The organism is Streptomyces sp. NPDC015125 (genome assembly GCF_043080045.1).
Taxonomy (GTDB): Bacteria; Actinomycetota; Actinomycetes; order Streptomycetales; family Streptomycetaceae; genus Streptomyces.
In genome coordinates, this window is the sequence record NZ_JBIBVF010000021.1 from 1 (window position 1) to 18,547 (window position 18,547).

Below are 18,547 nucleotides of genomic sequence, written 5' to 3' on the forward strand. Positions count from 1 at the left end.
TGCAGGGGGGACCCTGTGGGAGAGTAGGACGCCGCCGAACAATTTTTCAGCTCCGGTCCCTGAACCTTTATGGTTCAGGGACCGGAGCTTTTTTGTTCTGATTTTCGGGTGGTGGGTGTAACTCGACGTTCATCTGACGTGAGCAGGATCCGTTTCATGCGGACAGTAGGAGCGCTCAAGTCGGCCGGGGTCAGTGCTGGTGACGAGGTCGTGGTGCCGGCGTATGGCAACGCCGAGGTGGCCCGGGCCGTGCTGGAGTTGGGTGCGGTGCCGGTGTTCGCCGATGTGGACGGCGACAGTTACTGCCTGGACCCGGCCGCGGTGTCGGATGTGGTGACCAGTCAGACGGCCGCGGTCGTGGCGATTCACCGGTTCGGTCGGCCGGCGGACGCCGGGTGGATCCGTGAAGTGGGTCAGCGGCGCGGTCTGTTGGTGCTTGTGGAGGACGAACCCGGGGCGGACCCGGAGGGCGCCGAGCTGCGGCGGGCGCATGCGTCGTACCTGGACGGCAAGCTGCGCGGGGTCCGGAGGCCCACACCGGCGGCGGGGCACACCTACGAGCAGTATGTGGTGCGGGTACCCGGCAACGGGCGGCCGGACCGGGATGCGTTCGCGCGGACGCTGCGGGCCAAGGGTGTGGCGTGCAAGGTGCCCGTACTGGCTCCGGTGTACCGGATGCCGGGACTGCGGCGGGATGTCTTTCTGCCGGAGACCGAGCGGGCGGTGGACGAGACCCTGGCGTTGCCCGTGCATGCGGGGATGTCGCGGCGGGAGCTGCACAAGATGGTCAGTGCGTGCAATGCGCTCGGCGGGCTGCTGCAGCCGGCCTTTTAGCCGAGAGGCAGTGGACGATTCGAAGCTGACGCGGAGTTGGGGTAATATCTATTCCGTTGCCGCGCCCCAATAGCTCAGTCGGCAGAGCGTCTCCATGGTAAGGAGAAGGTCTACGGTTCGATTCCGTATTGGGGCTCCAGAGGACAAGGCCCCCGCCATTCGGCGGGGGCCTTTGTCGTATGCGGATCCGGTGATGTCGTATCAGCTCTGCGGAGAGGTGCAGTGGACGTTGTGCGGCCGGGGTGGGGGGCTGGAATACGTCGCGCGGGCCCGTGTCGGTGAAGACCACCGTCCGTGGCGTGGGCGGCGGTTGGGGGCGGCTGTGGGAATGGCTCCCGTGCGGGGCGGGCCGGGGTGGCCGGGCAGCATAGGAGGAGGGCGGTGGGAGCGGGGGAGCGGCCGAGGGCCGTCAGCGGTGGGCGTCGGCCGCTCCCTCGGGGTCAGCCCGCCGGGGCCTCGGGGATGCGCATGGCGAGGATGGCCATGTCGTCGGAGGCCGGTTCGGCGGCGAAGCGTTCCACGGCGCGCAGTACGCGGGCGGCGACCGCGCCGGCCGTCAGTCCCGTACAGGTGGTCAGGAGGTCGGTGAGGCCGTCGTCGCCGAGCATGCGGGTGCCCTCGCGGCGTTCGGTGACGCCGTCGGTGACGCACAGCAGGACGTCGCCGGGGTCGAGGGTGACGGTCTGTGCGTAGAGTTCCAGATCGTCCATGACGCCCAGGAGCGGCTGGGGTTCGGCGGCCGGCTCGACGGTGCCGTCCTGGCGCAGACGGAGCGGCAGGGGGTGGCCGGCGCAGACGACCTTGAGGACGGCGCTGCCGTCGTCCTGGGGCCAGAGCTCGCCGTAAAGGAGCGTCAGGAAGCGGCTGCGGGCGCCCTCGTCGAGGATGGCGGCGTTCAGGCGCTCCAGGACGGCGGGGCCGCCGAAGCCCTCGCGGGCGAGGAGGCGCAGTGCGTGCCGGGCCAGGCCCGTGACGGCGGCCGCCTCCGGGCCCGTACCGCAGACGTCACCGATGGCGAAGCCGTAGGCGCCGTCGCGGATCGGGAAGATGTCGTAGAAGTCGCCGCCGACCTCGTTGCCCTCGCCGGCCGCGCGGTAGATGACCTCGACCTCCACGCCGGGGATCTCGGGCTGCTCAGGGGGCAGCAGACTGCGTTGCAGGGACTGGCTGATGGCCGTGCGCTCGGAGTAGAGGCGCGCGTTGTCCAGGGCGAGCGCGGCCCGGCGGGAGAGGTCCTCGGCGAGTTCGAGGATCTCCTGGCGGAAGTGCTCCTCGGTGGGCTTGCCCAGGGTCAGCATGCCGATGACGCGGTTGCGGGCGACGAGGGGAAGGACGACCGTCTCGCCGCCCACGGCGGAGGCGGTGGCGAGGGTGGCGCCGGGGCCGGTGGAGGGCCGGGCGGAGTTGCCCAGGCCCAGGCTGCGCATGGAGGTGCGCAGGGCGGCGTCGTGCGCCGCGTCGCCGGGAGCGGTCCAGATACGGGCACCGGGGGTGGGGACCGGCTCGGGCGGGTCGACCTTCATCAGCAGCGTCTTGAGTCCGTCGATCCGGTCCTCGTCCTCGTGCAGCACATAGGACAGCTCGGGCTCGGAGGTCTGGTCGGCGACGGTGTAGACGGCGCACCACGTGGCAAGGGTCGGGACCGTCATCTGGGCCATCAGGGCCAGGGTCTGGTCCCGGTCGAGGGTGCCGGCCAGCAGGTCGGAGGCCTCGACGAGGAAGGAGAGGGAGCCGCGGCGGAGCTTTTCCAGCTCGGTGAGGCGGGCGCGTTCGACGGCGAGGGCGATGCGGTCGGCGGCGAACTGGAGACGCAGCGCCTCCTCGTTCGTGTAGCGGCCGGCGCCCTCCGCGGCGACGCCGAGCGAGCCGGTCAGCCGGCCCTCGACCTTGAGGGGGACGGTGACGACCGAGCGCATGCCCGTGCCGCTGAGGAGAGGTACGGCGCCGGGGACTGCGGTGAGGTCTTCGTGGACGGCGGGCATCCGTGCGGAGCCGTAGCGTCCGGATCCGGCCTCGACGGGGACGCGGGCGAACCGCTGGCGGGCGGAGGGCAGGCCCGTGGAGGCGCGGACCTCCAGTTCGGTCTCGTCGTCGGTGGCCAGGAGGAGGTAGGCGGCGTCGCCGTCGAGCATGTCGCGGGCCCGTTCGACGGTGCGCTGGAGCAGGCCGTCGAGGTCATCGGGGGCCGGTGAGCCGATGAAGACCTCGAACGGATCGGAGGGGCGTCCCTCGGGCTGGGAGGCGGCGTCCGGGGCGGGGGTGCGCTGGGGGCTCTGCAGGATCGCGCGCTCGTGGTCGCGTACCAGGAGGCAGACCGTGGAGGCCTCGCCGTCGGCGTCGCGGACGCGCAGGTGGGAGGCGTAGACGGGGACGACCCGGCCGTCGGAGCCCCGGATGCCGTAGGAGCCCTCCCAGCGGGAGAGCTGGAGGGCCTCGACGATGCCCGTGCCGGTTCCCGGGGTGTGCGGCCAGGCGGCGAAGTCGGTGAGCGGTTTGCCGATGACCTGCTCGGGGTCGTAGGCGAAGAGGTCCTGGGCGTCGTCGTTCCAGAAGCTGATGCAGCCGCCGCGGTCGATCTGGATCACCGCGACGCGGACGCGGGTCTCGGCGACCGGGAGGGCGTCCACCGGCAGGGCGGGGCCGGCGGAGCGGGTGCCGGCCGGGCGCTCGGGGAGGTCGAGCTGGAACCATACGTGCTTTTGTGCGGCGGTGTACTCGACGCCCCAGCGGGTGGCGAGCGCGCCGCACAGCAGCAGGCCGCGGCCGCCCTCGCGGTCCGGGTGGACGACGACCTGGCCGGCGTTCTGGAGCGGGATCTCACGTTCGGGGTAGCGGTCGGCGACGGAGATCCGTACGCCGCCGTCGTTGCGCAGGCACAGCACATCGGCGGCGGTGCCGGCGTGCACCACGGCGTTGGTGACCAGCTCGCTGGTCAGCACCACGGCGTCGTCGACGATGTCGGCGCAGCCCCAGCCCTGGAGGGTGTCGCGGACGAATGCACGGGCAGTGGCGACCGAGCGCCCGACCGGCTCGAAGGTTGCGGCGGCCCGCGCGGTGATCACTGGTCTCCTCATGCGTGTGTCGGTGATCTGCTCCCCCATGGTCGCGGCGCCCCTCCGAATAAACCTGTTGTGCGTGCACCACCGCCCGTGCTCGATGGCCGGGACGGTGGACAGCCGTATGCCAGGTTACTTACCTTCGCCGCACCCGAGGATGCCGGTCACGTGTGTTTCCGCCCCAATCGTGCCCCGGGACGGTGTGCGATGCTGCCGAACTGTTATGGCCTGGTTGGGCCATGGTGAAACACTGGGCACGTATCAAGAGAAAGCCCGGGTAGAACGGTCGACCCTTGCGGGAGGGACACGGTGGAGTCTGGCGCAGCAGCGCGGGGCGCAAGCACGCGCGCGAAAGGCGGACGATCCCGGAACAACGGGACGACCGAGGTGGATACGGCTGCGCTGAATCGGCTGTTGGTCGCTCTGGTCGCGATGCGGGACGGGAACTTCCGCAAGCGGCTCACGGTTTCCGGCGATGGCGTCATGTCGGAGATCGCGGCGGTCTTCAACGAGGTTGCGGATCGCAATCTGCATCTCACGGGTGAGCTGGCGCGGGTGCGCCGGGTCGTGGGACGTGAGGGAAAACTCACGGAGCGGCTGGAGGTCGGCGCTGCCGAGGGCTCCTGGGCCGCGGCCATCGACGCCTCGAATGCGCTGGTGGACGACCTCGTACGGCCTGTCTCCGAGGTGGGGCGGGTGCTGTCGGCGGTGTCCGAGGGCGACCTGGAACAGCGGATGGATCTGCGGTCGCGCAGTTCGGACAGCTCTTCGGAGCACCCTCTGCGGGGTGAATTCCTGAAGGTCGGCCGGACGGTCAACGGGCTGGTGGATCAGCTCTCCGCGTTCACCGACGAGGTCACCAGAGTGGCCAGCGAGGTCGGTACGGAGGGCAAGCTCGGCGGTCAGGCGCGGGTGCGCGGAATGTCGGGTTCATGGAAGGACCTGACGGAATCCGTCAACACCATGGCATCCCGGCTGACGGCGCAGGTGCGTGACATTGCTCTCGTCACCACCGCGGTGGCCAAGGGTGATCTGTCGCGCAAGGTGACCGTCCATGTCGCCGGCGAAATGCTGGAGCTGAAGAACACCGTCAACACGATGGTCGACCAGCTCTCCTCCTTCGCCTCCGAGGTGACGCGGGTCGCCCGTGAGGTCGGCACCGAGGGTGAGCTCGGCGGTCAGGCGCAGGTCCCCGGCGTCGCCGGGGTGTGGAAGGACCTGACCGACTCGGTCAACCTCATGGCCGGCAACCTCACCGCTCAGGTGCGGGGGATCGCCCAGGTCACCACTGCCGTCGCCAATGGCGATCTGTCGCAGAAGGTCACGGTCAGTGCCCGCGGCGAGGTCGCGCAGCTGGCCGACACGATCAACACCATGACCGAGACGCTGCGGACCTTCGCGGACGAAGTGACGCGGGTGGCGAACGAGGTCGGCGCGGAGGGCCAGCTCGGCGGTCAGGCGCAGGTGCCGGGCGCGGCCGGGACGTGGAAGGACCTCACCGACTCGGTGAACACCGCCTTCCGCAACCTGACGGCACAGGTGCGGGACATCGCGCAGGTGACGACGGCGGTCGCCAACGGTGATCTGTCGCAGACGGTCACCGTCGATGTGGCCGGTGAAATGCTGGAGTTGAAGAACACCGTCAACACGATGGTGGGTCAGCTCTCCTCGTTCGGTGCCGAAGTGACGCGCGTTGCGCGGGAGATCGGCGTCGAGGGCGAGCTGGGCGGCCAGGCCGCGGTGCCCGGGGCCGCGGGGACGTGGAAGGACCTCACGGACTCCGTGAACACCGCCTTCCGGAACCTCACCGGGCAGGTGCGCAACATCGCCCAGGTGACGACCGCGGTGGCCAACGGTGATCTGTCGCAGAAGGTCACCGTCGATGTGTCCGGCGAGATGCTGCAGCTGAAGAACACCGTGAACACCATGGTGGATCAGCTGTCCTCGTTCGCCGACCAGGTCACCCGGATGGCCAGGGACGTGGGCACGGAGGGCCGACTGGGCGGCCAGGCCCGGGTGGACGGCGTCAGCGGCACCTGGAAGGAACTGACCGACTCCGTCAACTTCATGGCGGGGAACCTGACTTCTCAGGTGCGGCAGATCGCGCAGGTGACGACGGCGGTCGCCCGTGGCGACCTGTCGCAGAAGATCGACGTGGATGCGCGCGGCGAGATCCTGGAACTGAAGAACACCATCAACACGATGGTCGACCAGCTCTCCGCCTTCGCCGAGCAGGTCACCCGGGTCGCCCGGGAGGTCGGCACGGACGGCAGGCTGGGCGGCCAGGCACAGGTGCCGGGTGTCGCCGGCGTGTGGCGCGATCTGACCGACTCGGTGAACGGCATGGCCGGCAACCTGACGGCTCAGGTCCGCAATATCGCGCAGGTCGCCACGGCGGTGGCGCGCGGTGACCTGTCGCAGAAGATCGACGTGGACGCCCGGGGCGAGATCCTGGAGCTGAAGAACACCCTGAACACGATGGTCGACCAGCTCTCCTCGTTCGCGGAGCAGGTCACCCGGGTCGCCCGCGAGGTGGGCACCGAGGGAATCCTGGGCGGCCAGGCCGAGGTGCAGGGCGTCAGCGGTACCTGGAAGGACCTCACCCAGTCCGTCAACTTCATGGCGAACAACCTCACCTCACAGGTGCGCAACATCGCCGAGGTGACAACGGCGGTGGCCCGCGGTGATCTGTCCAAGAAGATCACCGTCGACGCCAAGGGCGAGATCCTCGAACTGGTCACGACCGTCAACACGATGGTCGACCAGCTGTCGTCGTTCGCCGAGCAGGTCACCAGAGTGGCCCGTGAGGTGGGCACCGAGGGTCAGTTGGGCGGCCAGGCACGGGTGCCGGGCGCGACCGGGATCTGGCTGGACCTCAGCGACAACGTGAACCTGATGGCCAACAACCTGACCATCCAGGTGCGCAACATCTCGCAGGTCTCGGCGGCGGTCGCCAACGGAGACCTGACCAAGAAGGTCACGGTCGAGGCGCGCGGCGAGGTCGCGCAGCTCGCCGACACGGTCAACACGATGGTCACGACGCTGTCGTCGTTCGCCGACGAGGTCACCCGGGTGGCCCGTGAGGTGGGCACCGACGGCATCCTGGGCGGCCAGGCCCGCGTCCCCGGCGTCGCCGGTACGTGGAAGGACCTCACCGAGTCCGTGAACTCGATGGCCAACAACTTGACCGGCCAGGTCCGCAACATCGCCATGGTCACCACCGCCATCGCCAAGGGTGATCTGACCAAGAAGATCGACATCGATGCGCGGGGCGAGATCCTCGCGCTGAAGACCACCATCAACACCATGGTCGACCAGCTGTCGTCGTTCGCGGAGCAGGTCACCAGAGTGGCCCGTGAGGTGGGCACGGAAGGCCAGCTGGGCGGTCAGGCACAGGTGCGGGGCGTGGCCGGCACCTGGCGGGACCTGACCGAGTCGGTGAACGAGATGGCCGGCAACCTGACCCGTCAGGTGCGTGCCATCGCCGCGGTCGCCGCGGCGGTCACCCTCGGCGATCACAACGTCCGGATCGACGTGGACGCGGCCGGCGAGATCCTGGAGCTCCAGGACAACGTCAACACGATGATCTCCACGCTCCGCGAGACCACCCTCGCCAACGAGGAACAGGACTGGCTCAAGGGCAACCTCGCCCGGATCTCCGGTCTGATGCAGGGCCGGCGCGACCTCAAGGACGTCGCCACGCTGATCATGAGCGAGCTGTCGCCCGCGGTCTCCGCCCAGCACGGCGCGTTCTTCCTCGCGGCACAGCCCGACAGCCAGGAGATCGGCGCGGACGGCGGCGAGGCGGGCGCCTACGAGCTGCGGCTGATGGGCTCGTACGGCTACGCCATGGGCGGGATGCCGACGACCTTCCGGCCGGGCGAGACGCTGATCGGCACGGCGGCGGAGGAGGGGCGCACCATCCTGGTGGAGAACGTCCCGTCCGGGTATCTCAAAATCGCCTCCGGGCTGGGCGAGGCGCCGCCGGCGAATGTGATCGTGCTGCCGGTGCTGTTCGAGGACAAGGTGCTCGGCGTGATCGAGCTGGCGTCGTTCCAGCCGTTCACCCAGATCCAGAAGGACTTCCTCAGCCAGATCGCCGAGATGATCGCGACCAGCGTCAACACCATCTCGGTCAACACCAAGACCGAGGTGCTGCTCAAGCAGTCGCAGGAGCTGACCGAGCAGCTCAAGGAGCGCTCGGGCGAGCTGGAGAGCCGGCAGAAGGCGCTGGAGCTGTCCAACTCCGAGCTGGAGGAGAAGGCCGAGCAGCTGCGCGCGCAGAACCGCGACATCGAGGTGAAGAACACCGAGATCGAGGAGGCGCGGCAGGTTCTGGAGGAGCGTGCCGAGCAACTCGCGGTCTCCATGCGCTACAAGTCGGAGTTCCTGGCGAACATGTCGCACGAGCTGCGGACGCCGCTGAACTCCCTGCTGATTCTGGCCAAGTTGCTGGCCGATAACGCCGAGGGGAATCTCTCCCCGAAGCAGGTCGAATTCGCCGAAACCATCCATGGAGCCGGCAGCGACCTGCTCCAGCTGATCAACGACATCCTGGACCTGTCCAAGGTCGAGGCCGGAAAGATGGACGTCAGCCCGACGCGGATCGCGCTGGTCCAGCTGGTCGACTACGTGGAGGCGACGTTCCGTCCGCTGACCGCGGAGAAGGGACTCGACTTCTCCGTACGGGTCTCCCCGGAGCTGCCGGCCACCCTGCACACCGACGAGCAGCGGCTGCTGCAGGTGCTGCGCAATCTGCTGTCCAACGCGGTGAAGTTCACCGACAGCGGCGCCGTCGAGCTGGTGATCCGGCCGGCCGGGGCGGATGTCCCGGTGGCCATCCGCGAGCAGCTGCTGGAGCACGGTTCGCTGCGCGACCCGGATGCGGACATGATCGCCTTCTCGGTGACCGACACCGGTATCGGTATCGCGTCCAGCAAGATGCGGGTCATCTTCGAGGCGTTCAAGCAGGCCGACGGCACGACCAGCCGCAAGTACGGCGGCACGGGCCTGGGCCTGTCCATCAGCCGGGAGATCGCCCGGCTGCTGGGCGGCGAGATCCACGCCGCGAGCGAGCCCAACCGCGGCTCCACGTTCACGCTCTACCTCCCGCACAATCCGGGCGGACTGCCGCCGCAGGGCTATCCGCAGCTGGTGGCCGGCGGGATCGCGATGGACGCGGAGGCGCGGGAGACGGAGGCCGGGCGCCAGGAGGCCGAAGAGCAGCAGAGCCGCGAGCTGGACTCCGGGGGCAGCCTCAACCGGCGCCGCCGCCGGGCGGTTTCGGGCTCTGCGCGCCGCTTCGAGCTTCCGGGACGGCAGCAGCCGTCCGCGGCGCCGCCCGAGGCGCTCCAGGCGCCGCCCCAGGCGCCTCAGGCGCCGCCGCAGCCGGTTGCGCAGCAGCCCGCCGAGGAGCCCTGGATCGGCAACGGCCAGGACCTGGTGGATCCCGCCTTCGAGGGCGGCTTCCACGGCGAGAAGGTGCTGATCGTCGATGACGACATCCGCAACGTCTTCGCGCTCACCAGCGTCCTGGAGCAGCACGGGCTTTCGGTGCTGTACGCGGAGAACGGGCGTGAGGGCATCGAGGTGCTGGAGCAGCACGACGACATCGTGCTGGTCCTGATGGACATCATGATGCCGGAGATGGACGGCTATGCGACCACGGCGGCGATCCGCCGGATGCCGCAGTTCGCCGGACTGCCCATCATCGCGCTGACCGCGAAGGCGATGAAGGGCGACCGGGAGAAGAGCATCGACTCCGGAGCCTCCGACTATGTGACCAAGCCGGTGGATACCGATCATCTGTTGTCGGTCATGGAGCAATGGATGCGCGCGGAGTGAGGGAGCGTCCAATATGGAGGCGTAAGAGGATCATCGCGTGCTGACTCAGTGTCGCCGTGCACGTGTGGAAGCGCAGGATTCGGGGAACCTTCTGGTCTCTGTCTGCGTTTCTGCTACGTGCACAGTGACATCGCGGTGACAGGGTGTGGCGACAGGCGGGGTGCAGCTACCATGACCGGCACAAGGACGGGCGGCGTGACGGAGTCGTCCCCTGGGGCGGCGTCCGGTTCCATGCCGGGGCGAGGAGGACGGGCCATGGTGCAGAAGGCCAAGATCCTCCTGGTCGATGACCGGCCGGAGAATCTGCTGGCGCTGGAGGCGATCCTCTCTGCGCTCGATCAGACACTGGTGCGGGCATCGTCCGGGGAGGAAGCGCTCAAAGCACTGCTCACGGACGATTTCGCGGTGATTCTGCTCGATGTGCAGATGCCGGGGATGGACGGTTTCGAGACCGCCGCGCACATCAAGCGGCGGGAGCGGACCCGCGACATCCCGATCATCTTCCTCACGGCCATCAACCACGGCCCGCACCACACCTTCCGCGGCTATGCGGCCGGTGCGGTGGACTACATCTCCAAGCCGTTCGACCCCTGGGTGCTGCGCGCCAAGGTCTCGGTGTTCGTCGAGCTGTACATGAAGAACTGCCAACTGCGCGAGCAGGCCTCTTTGCTGAGGCTGCAGCTGGAGGGCGGGCGGCCGAGCGCCGACGAGGCGCGGGAGTCCGCGGGACTGCTCGCCGAGCTCTCCGCGCGGCTGGCCGCGGTCGAGGAGCAGGCCGAGGCGCTGTCCAAACAGCTGGACGAGACGGCAGATGCGGCGGCGGTGGCCACGGCGGCCCATCTGGAACGCAAACTGACCGGTCTGCGCCGGGCTCTGGATGCTCTGGAACCGGGGTCGGGCAGCGTCGCGGGGTGACTGACGCCCTTTCATGAGGTGGGCGCGCGACACGTTCGGGTGAAGCGCCGTGCGCTCGTGTGAGGCCCGCGTTCGCCTGTAATCTCGTCGCCATGGCCTCACGTACGTCCGGCAAGGGAACCCAGAGCACGGCGGGACCCTCCAAGCAGCGCGCCGGACGGACCGCGGGCGCCGCCAAGAAGACCGCCGCGAAGAAGGCGCCCGCCAAGCCGCCGGTCAAGAAGACCGCGGCCGCGAAGAAGGCACCGGCCAAAAAGGCTCCGGCCAAGAGGGCTCCGGCCAAGAAGGCCGCTCCCAAACCGGCGCCGTCACCCACCGGCGGCGTCTACCGCCTCGTCCGTGCCTGCTGGCTGGGGCTGGCGCACGCCATCGGGGCGGTGTTCCGCGGTATGGGCCGCGGCGCGAAGAACCTCGATCCGGCGCACCGCAAGGACGGGCTGGCGCTGCTGCTGCTCGGCCTGGCGCTGGTCATCGCGGCCGGTACGTGGTCCAACCTCAGCGGCCCGGTCGGTGATCTGGTCGAGCTGCTGGTGACCGGGGCGTTCGGCCGGCTCGACCTGGTCGTGCCGATACTGCTGGGCGGCATCGCCGTACGCCTCATCCGGCACCCCGAGCAGCCGGAGGCCAACGGCCGGATCGTCATCGGGCTGTCCGCCCTGGTCATCGGTGTCCTGGGACAGGTCGCCATGGCCTGTGGATCGCCGGGCCGGGACGACGGTCTGGCCGCCATACAGGACGCCGGCGGCTATCTGGGGTGGGTCGCGTCCAAGCCGCTGATCTTCACCGTCGGACAGACCCTGGCCGTGGCGCTGCTGGCGCTGCTCACCGTCTTCGGGCTGCTGGTGGTCACCGCGACGCCGGTGAACGCCATCCCGCAGCGGCTGCGGGCGCTGGGCGTCCGGCTGGGCGTGGTGCAATCCGAGGAGCCCGAGGAGTACTTCGACGAGGTCGAGGACTATGCGGAGGAGTGGCGTGAGCAGCCCGCCCGCACACCGCGCCGCGGCGCCGCCGCGCCGGCCGCGAGCGACCCGGAGGCGATAGAGGAAGCGGCCCTGGCCCGACGCCGCCGCCCGCGCCGGGCTTCCGTACAGCCCGCCGCGGACCGGCCGATGGATGCGGTGGATGTGGCGGCCGCGGCCGCCGCGGCGCTGGACGGTGCGGTGCTGCACGGTGTCCAGCCCTCCCCGCTCGTCGCCGGGCTCAGCAGCAGCATCTCCGGGGAGCGCCGGGGGCACGACGGCGAGGACACCGCGGGGGAGAGCGGCACGGTGCCACCGGCCCGCGGGGCGGAGCCGAAGCCGTCCGCGGCCGAGGACACCCCGGCCGTACCGGACTTCACCAAGGCGCCGCCGGAGCCGTCCGGCGAGCTGCCGGCCCGCGCCGAGCAGCTCCAGCTGTCCGGTGACATCACCTACTCGCTGCCCTCGCTGGACCTGCTCGCGCGCGGCGGCCCCGGCAAGACCCGCAGCGCCGCCAACGACGCCATAGTGACCGCACTGACCACGGTCTTCCAGGAGTTCAAGGTCGATGCGGCGGTCACCGGGTTCACCCGCGGCCCGACGGTCACCCGCTACGAGGTCGAGCTCGGCCCGGCCGTCAAGGTCGAGAAGATCACCGCGCTGGCCAAGAACATCGCCTACGCCGTGGCCAGCCCCGACGTCCGGATCATCAGCCCGATCCCCGGCAAGTCGGCGGTCGGCATCGAGATCCCCAATACCGACCGCGAGATGGTCAACCTCGGCGATGTGCTGCGGCTGGCCGATGCCGCGGGTGACGAGCATCCGATGCTGGTGGCGCTCGGCAAGGACGTCGAGGGCGGCTATGTCATGGCCAACATGACCAAGATGCCGCACGTCCTGGTGGCCGGCGCCACCGGCTCCGGCAAGTCCTCCTGCATCAATTGCCTGATCACCTCGGTCATGGTGCGGGCCACGCCGGAGGACGTCCGGATGGTGCTGGTCGACCCCAAGCGCGTCGAGCTGACCGCGTACGAAGGCATCCCGCACCTGATCACGCCGATCATCACCAACCCCAAGCGCGCCGCCGAGGCGCTGCAGTGGGTGGTGCGCGAGATGGACCTGCGCTACGACGATCTCGCGGCGTACGGCTTCCGGCACATCGACGACTTCAACGAAGCGGTGCGCAGCGGCAAGGTCAGCTCACCCGAGGGCAGCGAGCGCGAGCTGGCGCCGTACCCGTATCTGCTGGTGATCGTCGACGAGCTGGCGGACCTGATGATGGTCGCGCCGCGCGATGTGGAGGACTCCATCGTCCGCATCACCCAGCTCGCCCGCGCGGCAGGCATCCATCTGGTGCTCGCCACCCAGCGCCCGTCCGTCGATGTGGTCACCGGCCTGATCAAGGCCAATGTGCCCTCCCGGCTCGCGTTCGCCACCTCCTCGCTCGCCGACAGCCGGGTCATCCTCGACCAGCCGGGCGCCGAGAAGCTGATCGGCAAGGGCGACGGGCTGTTCCTGCCGATGGGTGCCAACAAGCCGGTCCGTATGCAGGGCGCGTTCGTGACCGAGGCCGAGGTCGCGGCGGTCGTCCAGCACTGCAAGGATCAGATGGCGCCGGTCTTCCGCGACGACGTCACCGTCGGCACGGCGAAGAAGAAGGAGATCGACGAGGACATCGGCGATGACCTCGATCTGCTGTGCCAGGCCGCTGAGCTGGTGGTTTCCACTCAGTTCGGGTCGACATCGATGCTTCAGCGCAAGCTGCGGGTGGGCTTTGCCAAGGCCGGCCGGCTGATGGACCTGATGGAGTCGCGCCTCATCGTCGGGCCGAGCGAGGGGTCCAAGGCCCGCGACGTTCTGGTGAAGCCCGATGAATTGGATGGAGTGCTGGCGGTGATCCGGGGGGAGGCTACCGAGTAGCACAGATATCCGGGTCCCGCATACGAGAGAAGAAAGCAACCGTTTCGCCTGCCGATACGTCAAGTTGAGGGAGACGAGGGAACGATGCTTCACCATCAAGCACCGGGGCACCGCCGGCGGCGTTCCGATGGCGTACAAACTCCGCTCTCCCGCTTGCCCGACCCTTTCGCTCCACCCCTAGACTGAACTTCCAGCAGGTGGCTACACGCTCGAAAGGCGCCCCCGTGTCCATCGGCAACTCCCCCGAAGCAGACCGGCCTTCCGTCGGCGCTGCCCTCCAGAAGGCCCGTATCGGAGCGGGACTGACCGTCGAAGAGGTCAGTACGACGACACGGGTGCGCATCCCCCTCGTGCACGCGATCGAGCAGGACGACTTCTCCCGCTGTGGCGGGGACGTCTACGCCCGGGGGCACATCCGGGCGCTTGCCCGCGCGGTATCCCTTGATCCCCGACCGCTGATCGACCAGTTCGACGCCGAGCACGGCGGACGGCCCGCGCCGACCCCTGCCGCACCGCTCTACGAAGCCGAGCGGATCCGTTCCGAGCCGCGCCGCCCCAATTGGACCGCGGCGATGGTCGCGGCGATCGTCGCGGTCGTCGGGTTCATGGGCTTCACGCTCTTCACGGGCAACGGCAAGAGCGACAGCGGCCCGATCGCGGGCGGCGACGCCAATGCGAAGCCGGCGCCGGCGCCCACCCGCCACCCCTCGACCATCAAGCCGCCCGTCAAGCCCGATCCCTCCGACAGCGCCGTCGCCGGACTGCCGAAGGACAAGGTCACGATCAAGGTGACCGCCCGTGACGGCCAGAGCTGGATCTCCGCCAAGGACGCCAATGGCAAGCTCCTGGAGGACGGCCTGCTCAAGAAGGGCGAGTCCAAGACCATCACCGACAAGGAACGCATCGACCTGGTCCTCGGAAACGCCGGAGCCGTACAGCTGTACGTCAACGGCAAGGAGGTCAAGCGGGTCGGCGACAAGGGCACGGTGGAGCGGCTCAGCTATACGCCGGGGGACCCCCAGGCGGGCTGAGAGCCCGTCGTCGGTGTGCGTCCGCCGCCCGCGCCGGGCACCCGGGACGGGCGGTGGAGACCTGCGCGCCAAGGGGGTGGCCGGGACAAAGTAGGCTGAGGCCTATGCCCGAACGCCGTACCGTCGCCCTTGTCACTCTTGGCTGCGCCCGTAACGAGGTGGACTCGGAGGAGCTCGCAGGCCGCCTGGCAGCGGACGGCTGGGACCTCGTCGAGGAAGCCGCCGATGCCGATGTCGCCGTCGTCAACACCTGTGGCTTCGTCGAGGCCGCGAAGAAGGACTCCGTCGACGCCCTGCTGGAAGCCAACGATCTGAAGGATCATGGCAGAACCCAGGCCGTGGTGGCCGTCGGCTGCATGGCCGAGCGCTACGGCAAGGAGCTCGCCGAGGCGCTGCCCGAGGCCGACGGTGTGCTCGGCTTCGACGACTACAGCAGCATCTCCGACCGCCTGCAGACCATCCTGAACGGCGGCATCCACGCCGCGCACACCCCGCGCGACCGCCGCAAACTGCTGCCGATCAGCCCGGCCGAGCGCCAGGGCTCCGCCGGTGTCGCGCTGCCCGGCCACGCTCAGGCCGGCTCGGACGAGCCGCCGGCGGCCCCGCCCGAGGATCTGCCGGAGGGCATCGCGCCCGCCTCCGGGCCGCGTGCGCCGCTGCGCCGCCGGCTCGGCAGCAGCCCCGTGGCCTCGGTGAAGCTGGCCTCCGGCTGCGACCGGCGCTGCTCGTTCTGCGCCATCCCCTCCTTCCGTGGCTCCTTCATCTCGCGCCGGCCCTCCGATGTGCTCGGTGAGACGCGGTGGCTGGCCGGGGAGGGCGTCAAGGAGATCATGCTGGTCTCCGAGAACAACACCTCCTACGGCAAGGACCTCGGCGACATCCGGCTGCTGGAGACGCTGCTGCCGGAGCTGGCGGCCGTCGACGGCATCGAGCGGATCCGGGTCAGCTATCTGCAGCCCGCCGAGATGCGGCCGGGTCTGATCGATGTGCTGACCGGCACCGACAAGGTGGCGCCGTACTTCGATCTGTCGTTCCAGCACTCGGCGCCCGGTGTGCTGCGCTCCATGCGGCGCTTCGGCGGCACCGACAGCTTCCTGGAGCTGCTGGAGACGATCCGTACGAAGGCGCCGCAGGCCGGTGCCCGCTCCAACTTCATCGTCGGCTTCCCCGGGGAGAGCGAGAGCGACCTCGCGGAGCTGGAGCGCTTCCTCACCGAGGCCCGGCTGGATGCCATCGGCGTCTTCGGCTACTCCGACGAGGACGGCACCGAGGCCGCCTCGTACGAGGACAAGGTCGATCCGGAGGTGGTCGCCGAGCGGCTGGCGCGGGTCTCGCGGCTGGCCGAGGAGCTGACCGCGCAGCGCGCCGAGGAGCGGGTCGGCGAGACGCTGCGGGTGCTGGTCGACCGGATCGACGACGAGGACGGCGTGGTCGGCCGTGCCGCGCACCAGGCGCCGGAGACCGATGGCGTCACCTTGCTGTCGACCGACCAGGAACTGGAGCCCGGTCGTATGGTCGAAGCAAAGGTGGTGGCGAGCGAGGGCGTGGACCTCGTTGCGGAGGTGCTGTCGGTGGAGGGACCGGGGTGTACCGAGGAGGCGGCCAGATGAGCGGAGTCCCGGCTTCCGCAGCTGGCGGCCCGCGCACGGCGCCGGTCGCCCGGCAGGCCGGGCTGTGGAACATCGCCAACCTTCTGACGATGCTGCGGCTGGTGCTGGTCCCGGCCTTCGTGCTGCTGCTGATGCACGACAACGGAACGGACCCCGTCTGGCGCGTCTTCGCCTGGGCCGCCTTCGCCGTCGCCATGATCACCGATGTCTTCGACGGACATCTGGCGCGCACGTACAACCTGGTCACCGACTTCGGCAAGATCGCGGACCCGATCGCGGACAAGGCGATCATGGGTGCGGCGCTGATCTGCCTGTCGGTGCTGGGCGATCTGTCGTGGTGGGTGACCGGCGTGATCCTCTTCCGGGAGCTCGGCATCACGCTGATGCGGTTCTGGGTGATCAAACACGGAGTGATTCCGGCCAGTCGTGGCGGCAAAATCAAGACATTGGCACAGGGCACCGCGGTGGGCATGTACGTCCTGGTGCTGACCGGCCCCCTGGCGACCTTCCGCTGGTGGGTGATGGCGGTGGCCGTCGCGCTGACCGTGGTCACCGGGTTCGACTACATCCGGCAGGCCGTGGTGCTGCGCCGGGCCGGACTGGTCCGGGAGCGGGCCGAGCGGGCCGAGCGGGACACAGCCCGGTGAGCGGGCCGGGTTCTGTCGCGGCCGGGGCGCTGGAGCTGCTCGCCGGGCGGGGGCAGAGCCTGGCGGTGGCCGAATCACTGACCGGTGGGCTGGTGGCGGGTGCACTGACCGCCGTCCCCGGGGCCTCGCGGGTCGTCCGCGGTTCGGTCACGGCGTACGCCACCGACCTCAAGCGGGAGGTGCTGGGCGTGGACGCCGCCCTGCTGGCCGCGCGCGGGGCCGTGGACGGCGAGGTCGCGCGGCAGATGGCGCGTGGTGTGCGGCGGGTGCTGGGTGCCGACTGGGGCATCGCCACCACGGGTGTGGCCGGCCCCGATCCGCAGGACGGGTATCCGGTGGGCACCGTTTTCGTGGCGGTCCAGGGACCGGACGGGGCCGGGCGGGTGCGGCGGCTGGCGCTGGAGGGCGATCGTGACCGGATCCGCCAGGACACCATTCATGCCGTGCTGGCAATGCTGTTGAGCGAACTGACAGAAAATACGCGGGCACAGGATACGGAACAACACGGGGGGAATGGATGTTTGCAGCCCTGAGTGAACACGTACTTGCACCCCGCACGCCTACAGCCCGAGGCGGTACGGTGGGGCGAGAAGGATCCGGATCCGAGGTCCGAGGAGGGAGCCAGCGATGATTCTGCTTCGTCGCCTGCTGGGTGACGTGCTGCGCCGACAGCGTCAGCGCCAGGGCCGAACCCTGCGCGAGGTCTCTTCCTCCGCCCGGGTATCGCTCGGCTATTTGTCCGAGGTGGAGAGGGGGCAGAAGGAGGCTTCCTCCGAGCTGCTCTCATCGATCTGTGACGCGCTGGATGTGCGCATGTCCGAGCTCATGCGGGAGGTCAGCGACGAGCTGGCACTCGCCGAGCTGGCAGCGTCCGCGGCCGCGAGCGACCCGGTGCCCGCACCGGTGCGGCCGAAGCTCAATTCGGTGTCCGTCACGTCCCTGGCCGGTGTGCCGGAGGAGCGCGTGACCATCAAGTCCCCGGCCGACGTCGTGGATGTCGTCGCGGCCTGACACCCCTGTTTGTACGTACCGGAGCCCCGGTGGGCAGCAGCCCGCCGGGGCTCCGTGCTGCCCGGGCGCGGGCGGGCGTGCGGGGCCGAACGGCGCCCCGGGGAGGCGCCCGTACGGGCCGTCCGGGCCGCTCGGAACGGGCGATTCATTTGTACGATGGCCAAATCGGATCTAAACCGGATATATCGCCTGAATCAGGAGTGTCTGGATGTCTGTCGTCAAGAGCACGCTGTCCGACGAAGATCGCGGGATTGTCGGGACCGCTCTGCAGGGAGCGCTCGTCGACCTGGTGGACCTGTCTCTCGTGGCGAAGCAGGTGCACTGGAATGTCGTCGGGCCCCGCTTCCGCTCCGTACACCTGCAACTCGACGAGGTGGTCGCCAGCGGTCGGCAGCATGCCGACACGGTGGCCGAGCGGGCGTCCGCGATCGGAGTGTCCCCTGACGGGCGGGCCGTCACCGTCGCCAAGACCAGTGGCATCAGTGAGATCACGGACGGCTGGATCAAGGACGGCGACGTGGTGCGGGCGATGGTGAACGCGCTGAGTGCGGTCATCGGCCGGATGCGCGAACGGATTGCCGCCACCGCGGATCCGGACCCGGTCACCCAGGACATCCTTATCGGGCTGACCGCTGATCTGGAGAAGCACCACTGGATGTTCCAGGCCGAGTCCCACTGACGGCCGCGGCGCCCGCCGAGGGACTGTGGCGCACGCTGGGG

Annotated in this window: 11 protein-coding genes and 1 tRNA gene; 11 read left to right on the top strand and 1 reads right to left on the bottom strand. The window is 69.5% G+C overall.

Going from position 1 to position 18,547, the window contains the following annotated elements:
* The first annotated feature begins 156 nt into the window (after nucleotides 1-156).
* Together ACF088_RS31775 and ACF088_RS31780 are read left to right on the top strand one after the other, a co-directional pair.
* Nucleotides 157-834, top strand: coding sequence for a DegT/DnrJ/EryC1/StrS family aminotransferase (locus tag ACF088_RS31775; RefSeq protein WP_392379340.1), 678 nt, complete (start codon nucleotides 157-159; stop codon nucleotides 832-834).
* A 63-nt stretch (nucleotides 835-897) separates the two neighbouring features.
* A tRNA-Thr gene (locus ACF088_RS31780) sits at nucleotides 898-973 on the top strand.
* Nucleotides 974-1,274: 301 nt separating this feature from the next.
* Here ACF088_RS31780 and ACF088_RS31785 read toward each other — a convergent pair.
* Nucleotides 1,275-3,896: a SpoIIE family protein phosphatase gene (locus ACF088_RS31785; RefSeq protein WP_392379453.1), complete on the bottom strand. Its 2,622-nt coding sequence runs from the start codon at nucleotides 3,894-3,896 to the stop codon at nucleotides 1,275-1,277.
* 303 nt (nucleotides 3,897-4,199) lie between these two features.
* Here ACF088_RS31785 and ACF088_RS31790 point away from each other — a divergent pair, with 303 nt between their 5' ends.
* The 9 genes from ACF088_RS31790 to ACF088_RS31830 all read left to right on the top strand — a co-directional run bounded on the left by ACF088_RS31790 (nucleotide 4,200) and on the right by ACF088_RS31830 (nucleotide 18,506).
* A complete protein-coding gene (locus ACF088_RS31790) occupies nucleotides 4,200-9,734 on the top strand; it encodes a HAMP domain-containing protein (protein WP_392379341.1) in 5,535 nt (1,844 codons plus the stop codon).
* A gap of 255 nt (nucleotides 9,735-9,989) precedes the next feature.
* Nucleotides 9,990-10,649 (top strand): two-component system response regulator, encoded by a 660-nt coding sequence (locus ACF088_RS31795; RefSeq protein WP_042159926.1) that lies wholly within the window; start codon nucleotides 9,990-9,992, stop codon nucleotides 10,647-10,649.
* Nucleotides 10,650-10,741: 92 nt separating this feature from the next.
* On the top strand, nucleotides 10,742-13,528 hold the full coding sequence (locus ACF088_RS31800) for a DNA translocase FtsK (RefSeq protein WP_392379342.1): 2,787 nt from the start codon (nucleotides 10,742-10,744) through the stop codon (nucleotides 13,526-13,528).
* A gap of 224 nt (nucleotides 13,529-13,752) precedes the next feature.
* A complete protein-coding gene (locus ACF088_RS31805; protein ID WP_392379343.1) occupies nucleotides 13,753-14,559 on the top strand; it encodes a helix-turn-helix domain-containing protein in 807 nt (268 codons plus the stop codon).
* A 104-nt stretch (nucleotides 14,560-14,663) separates the two neighbouring features.
* A complete protein-coding gene (gene rimO / locus ACF088_RS31810) occupies nucleotides 14,664-16,169 on the top strand; it encodes a 30S ribosomal protein S12 methylthiotransferase RimO (RefSeq protein WP_392379344.1) in 1,506 nt (501 codons plus the stop codon).
* Entirely contained in the window at nucleotides 16,166-16,816 is a 651-nt protein-coding gene (pgsA, locus tag ACF088_RS31815; RefSeq protein ID WP_392379345.1) for a CDP-diacylglycerol--glycerol-3-phosphate 3-phosphatidyltransferase, read from the top strand. The genes rimO and pgsA overlap by 4 nt, the downstream gene beginning before the upstream one ends.
* A complete protein-coding gene (locus ACF088_RS31820) occupies nucleotides 16,813-17,349 on the top strand; it encodes a CinA family protein (RefSeq protein WP_392379346.1) in 537 nt (178 codons plus the stop codon). The genes pgsA and ACF088_RS31820 overlap by 4 nt, the downstream gene beginning before the upstream one ends.
* A 94-nt stretch (nucleotides 17,350-17,443) precedes the next feature.
* Complete coding sequence (locus ACF088_RS31825; protein WP_086720541.1) at nucleotides 17,444-17,827, top strand: helix-turn-helix domain-containing protein; 384 nt, start codon at nucleotides 17,444-17,446, stop codon at nucleotides 17,825-17,827.
* A 208-nt stretch (nucleotides 17,828-18,035) separates the two neighbouring features.
* Nucleotides 18,036-18,506: a Dps family protein gene (locus ACF088_RS31830; protein ID WP_392379347.1), complete on the top strand. Its 471-nt coding sequence runs from the start codon at nucleotides 18,036-18,038 to the stop codon at nucleotides 18,504-18,506.
* Nucleotides 18,507-18,547: the final 41 nt, after the last annotated feature.

Excerpts from the sequence above, each read along its gene's own strand:
- ACF088_RS31775 (WP_392379340.1), top strand. The coding sequence starts at position 157 with ATGCGGACAGTAGGAGCGCTCAAGTCGGCCGGGGTCAGTGCTGGTGAC.
- ACF088_RS31795 (WP_042159926.1), top strand. The coding sequence starts at position 9,990 with ATGGTGCAGAAGGCCAAGATCCTCCTGGTCGATGACCGGCCGGAGAAT.
- ACF088_RS31800 (WP_392379342.1), top strand. The coding sequence starts at position 10,742 with ATGGCCTCACGTACGTCCGGCAAGGGAACCCAGAGCACGGCGGGACCC.
- rimO (WP_392379344.1), top strand. The coding sequence starts at position 14,664 with ATGCCCGAACGCCGTACCGTCGCCCTTGTCACTCTTGGCTGCGCCCGT.
- pgsA (WP_392379345.1), top strand. The coding sequence starts at position 16,166 with ATGAGCGGAGTCCCGGCTTCCGCAGCTGGCGGCCCGCGCACGGCGCCG.
- ACF088_RS31825 (WP_086720541.1), top strand. The coding sequence starts at position 17,444 with ATGATTCTGCTTCGTCGCCTGCTGGGTGACGTGCTGCGCCGACAGCGT.
- ACF088_RS31830 (WP_392379347.1), top strand. The coding sequence starts at position 18,036 with ATGTCTGTCGTCAAGAGCACGCTGTCCGACGAAGATCGCGGGATTGTC.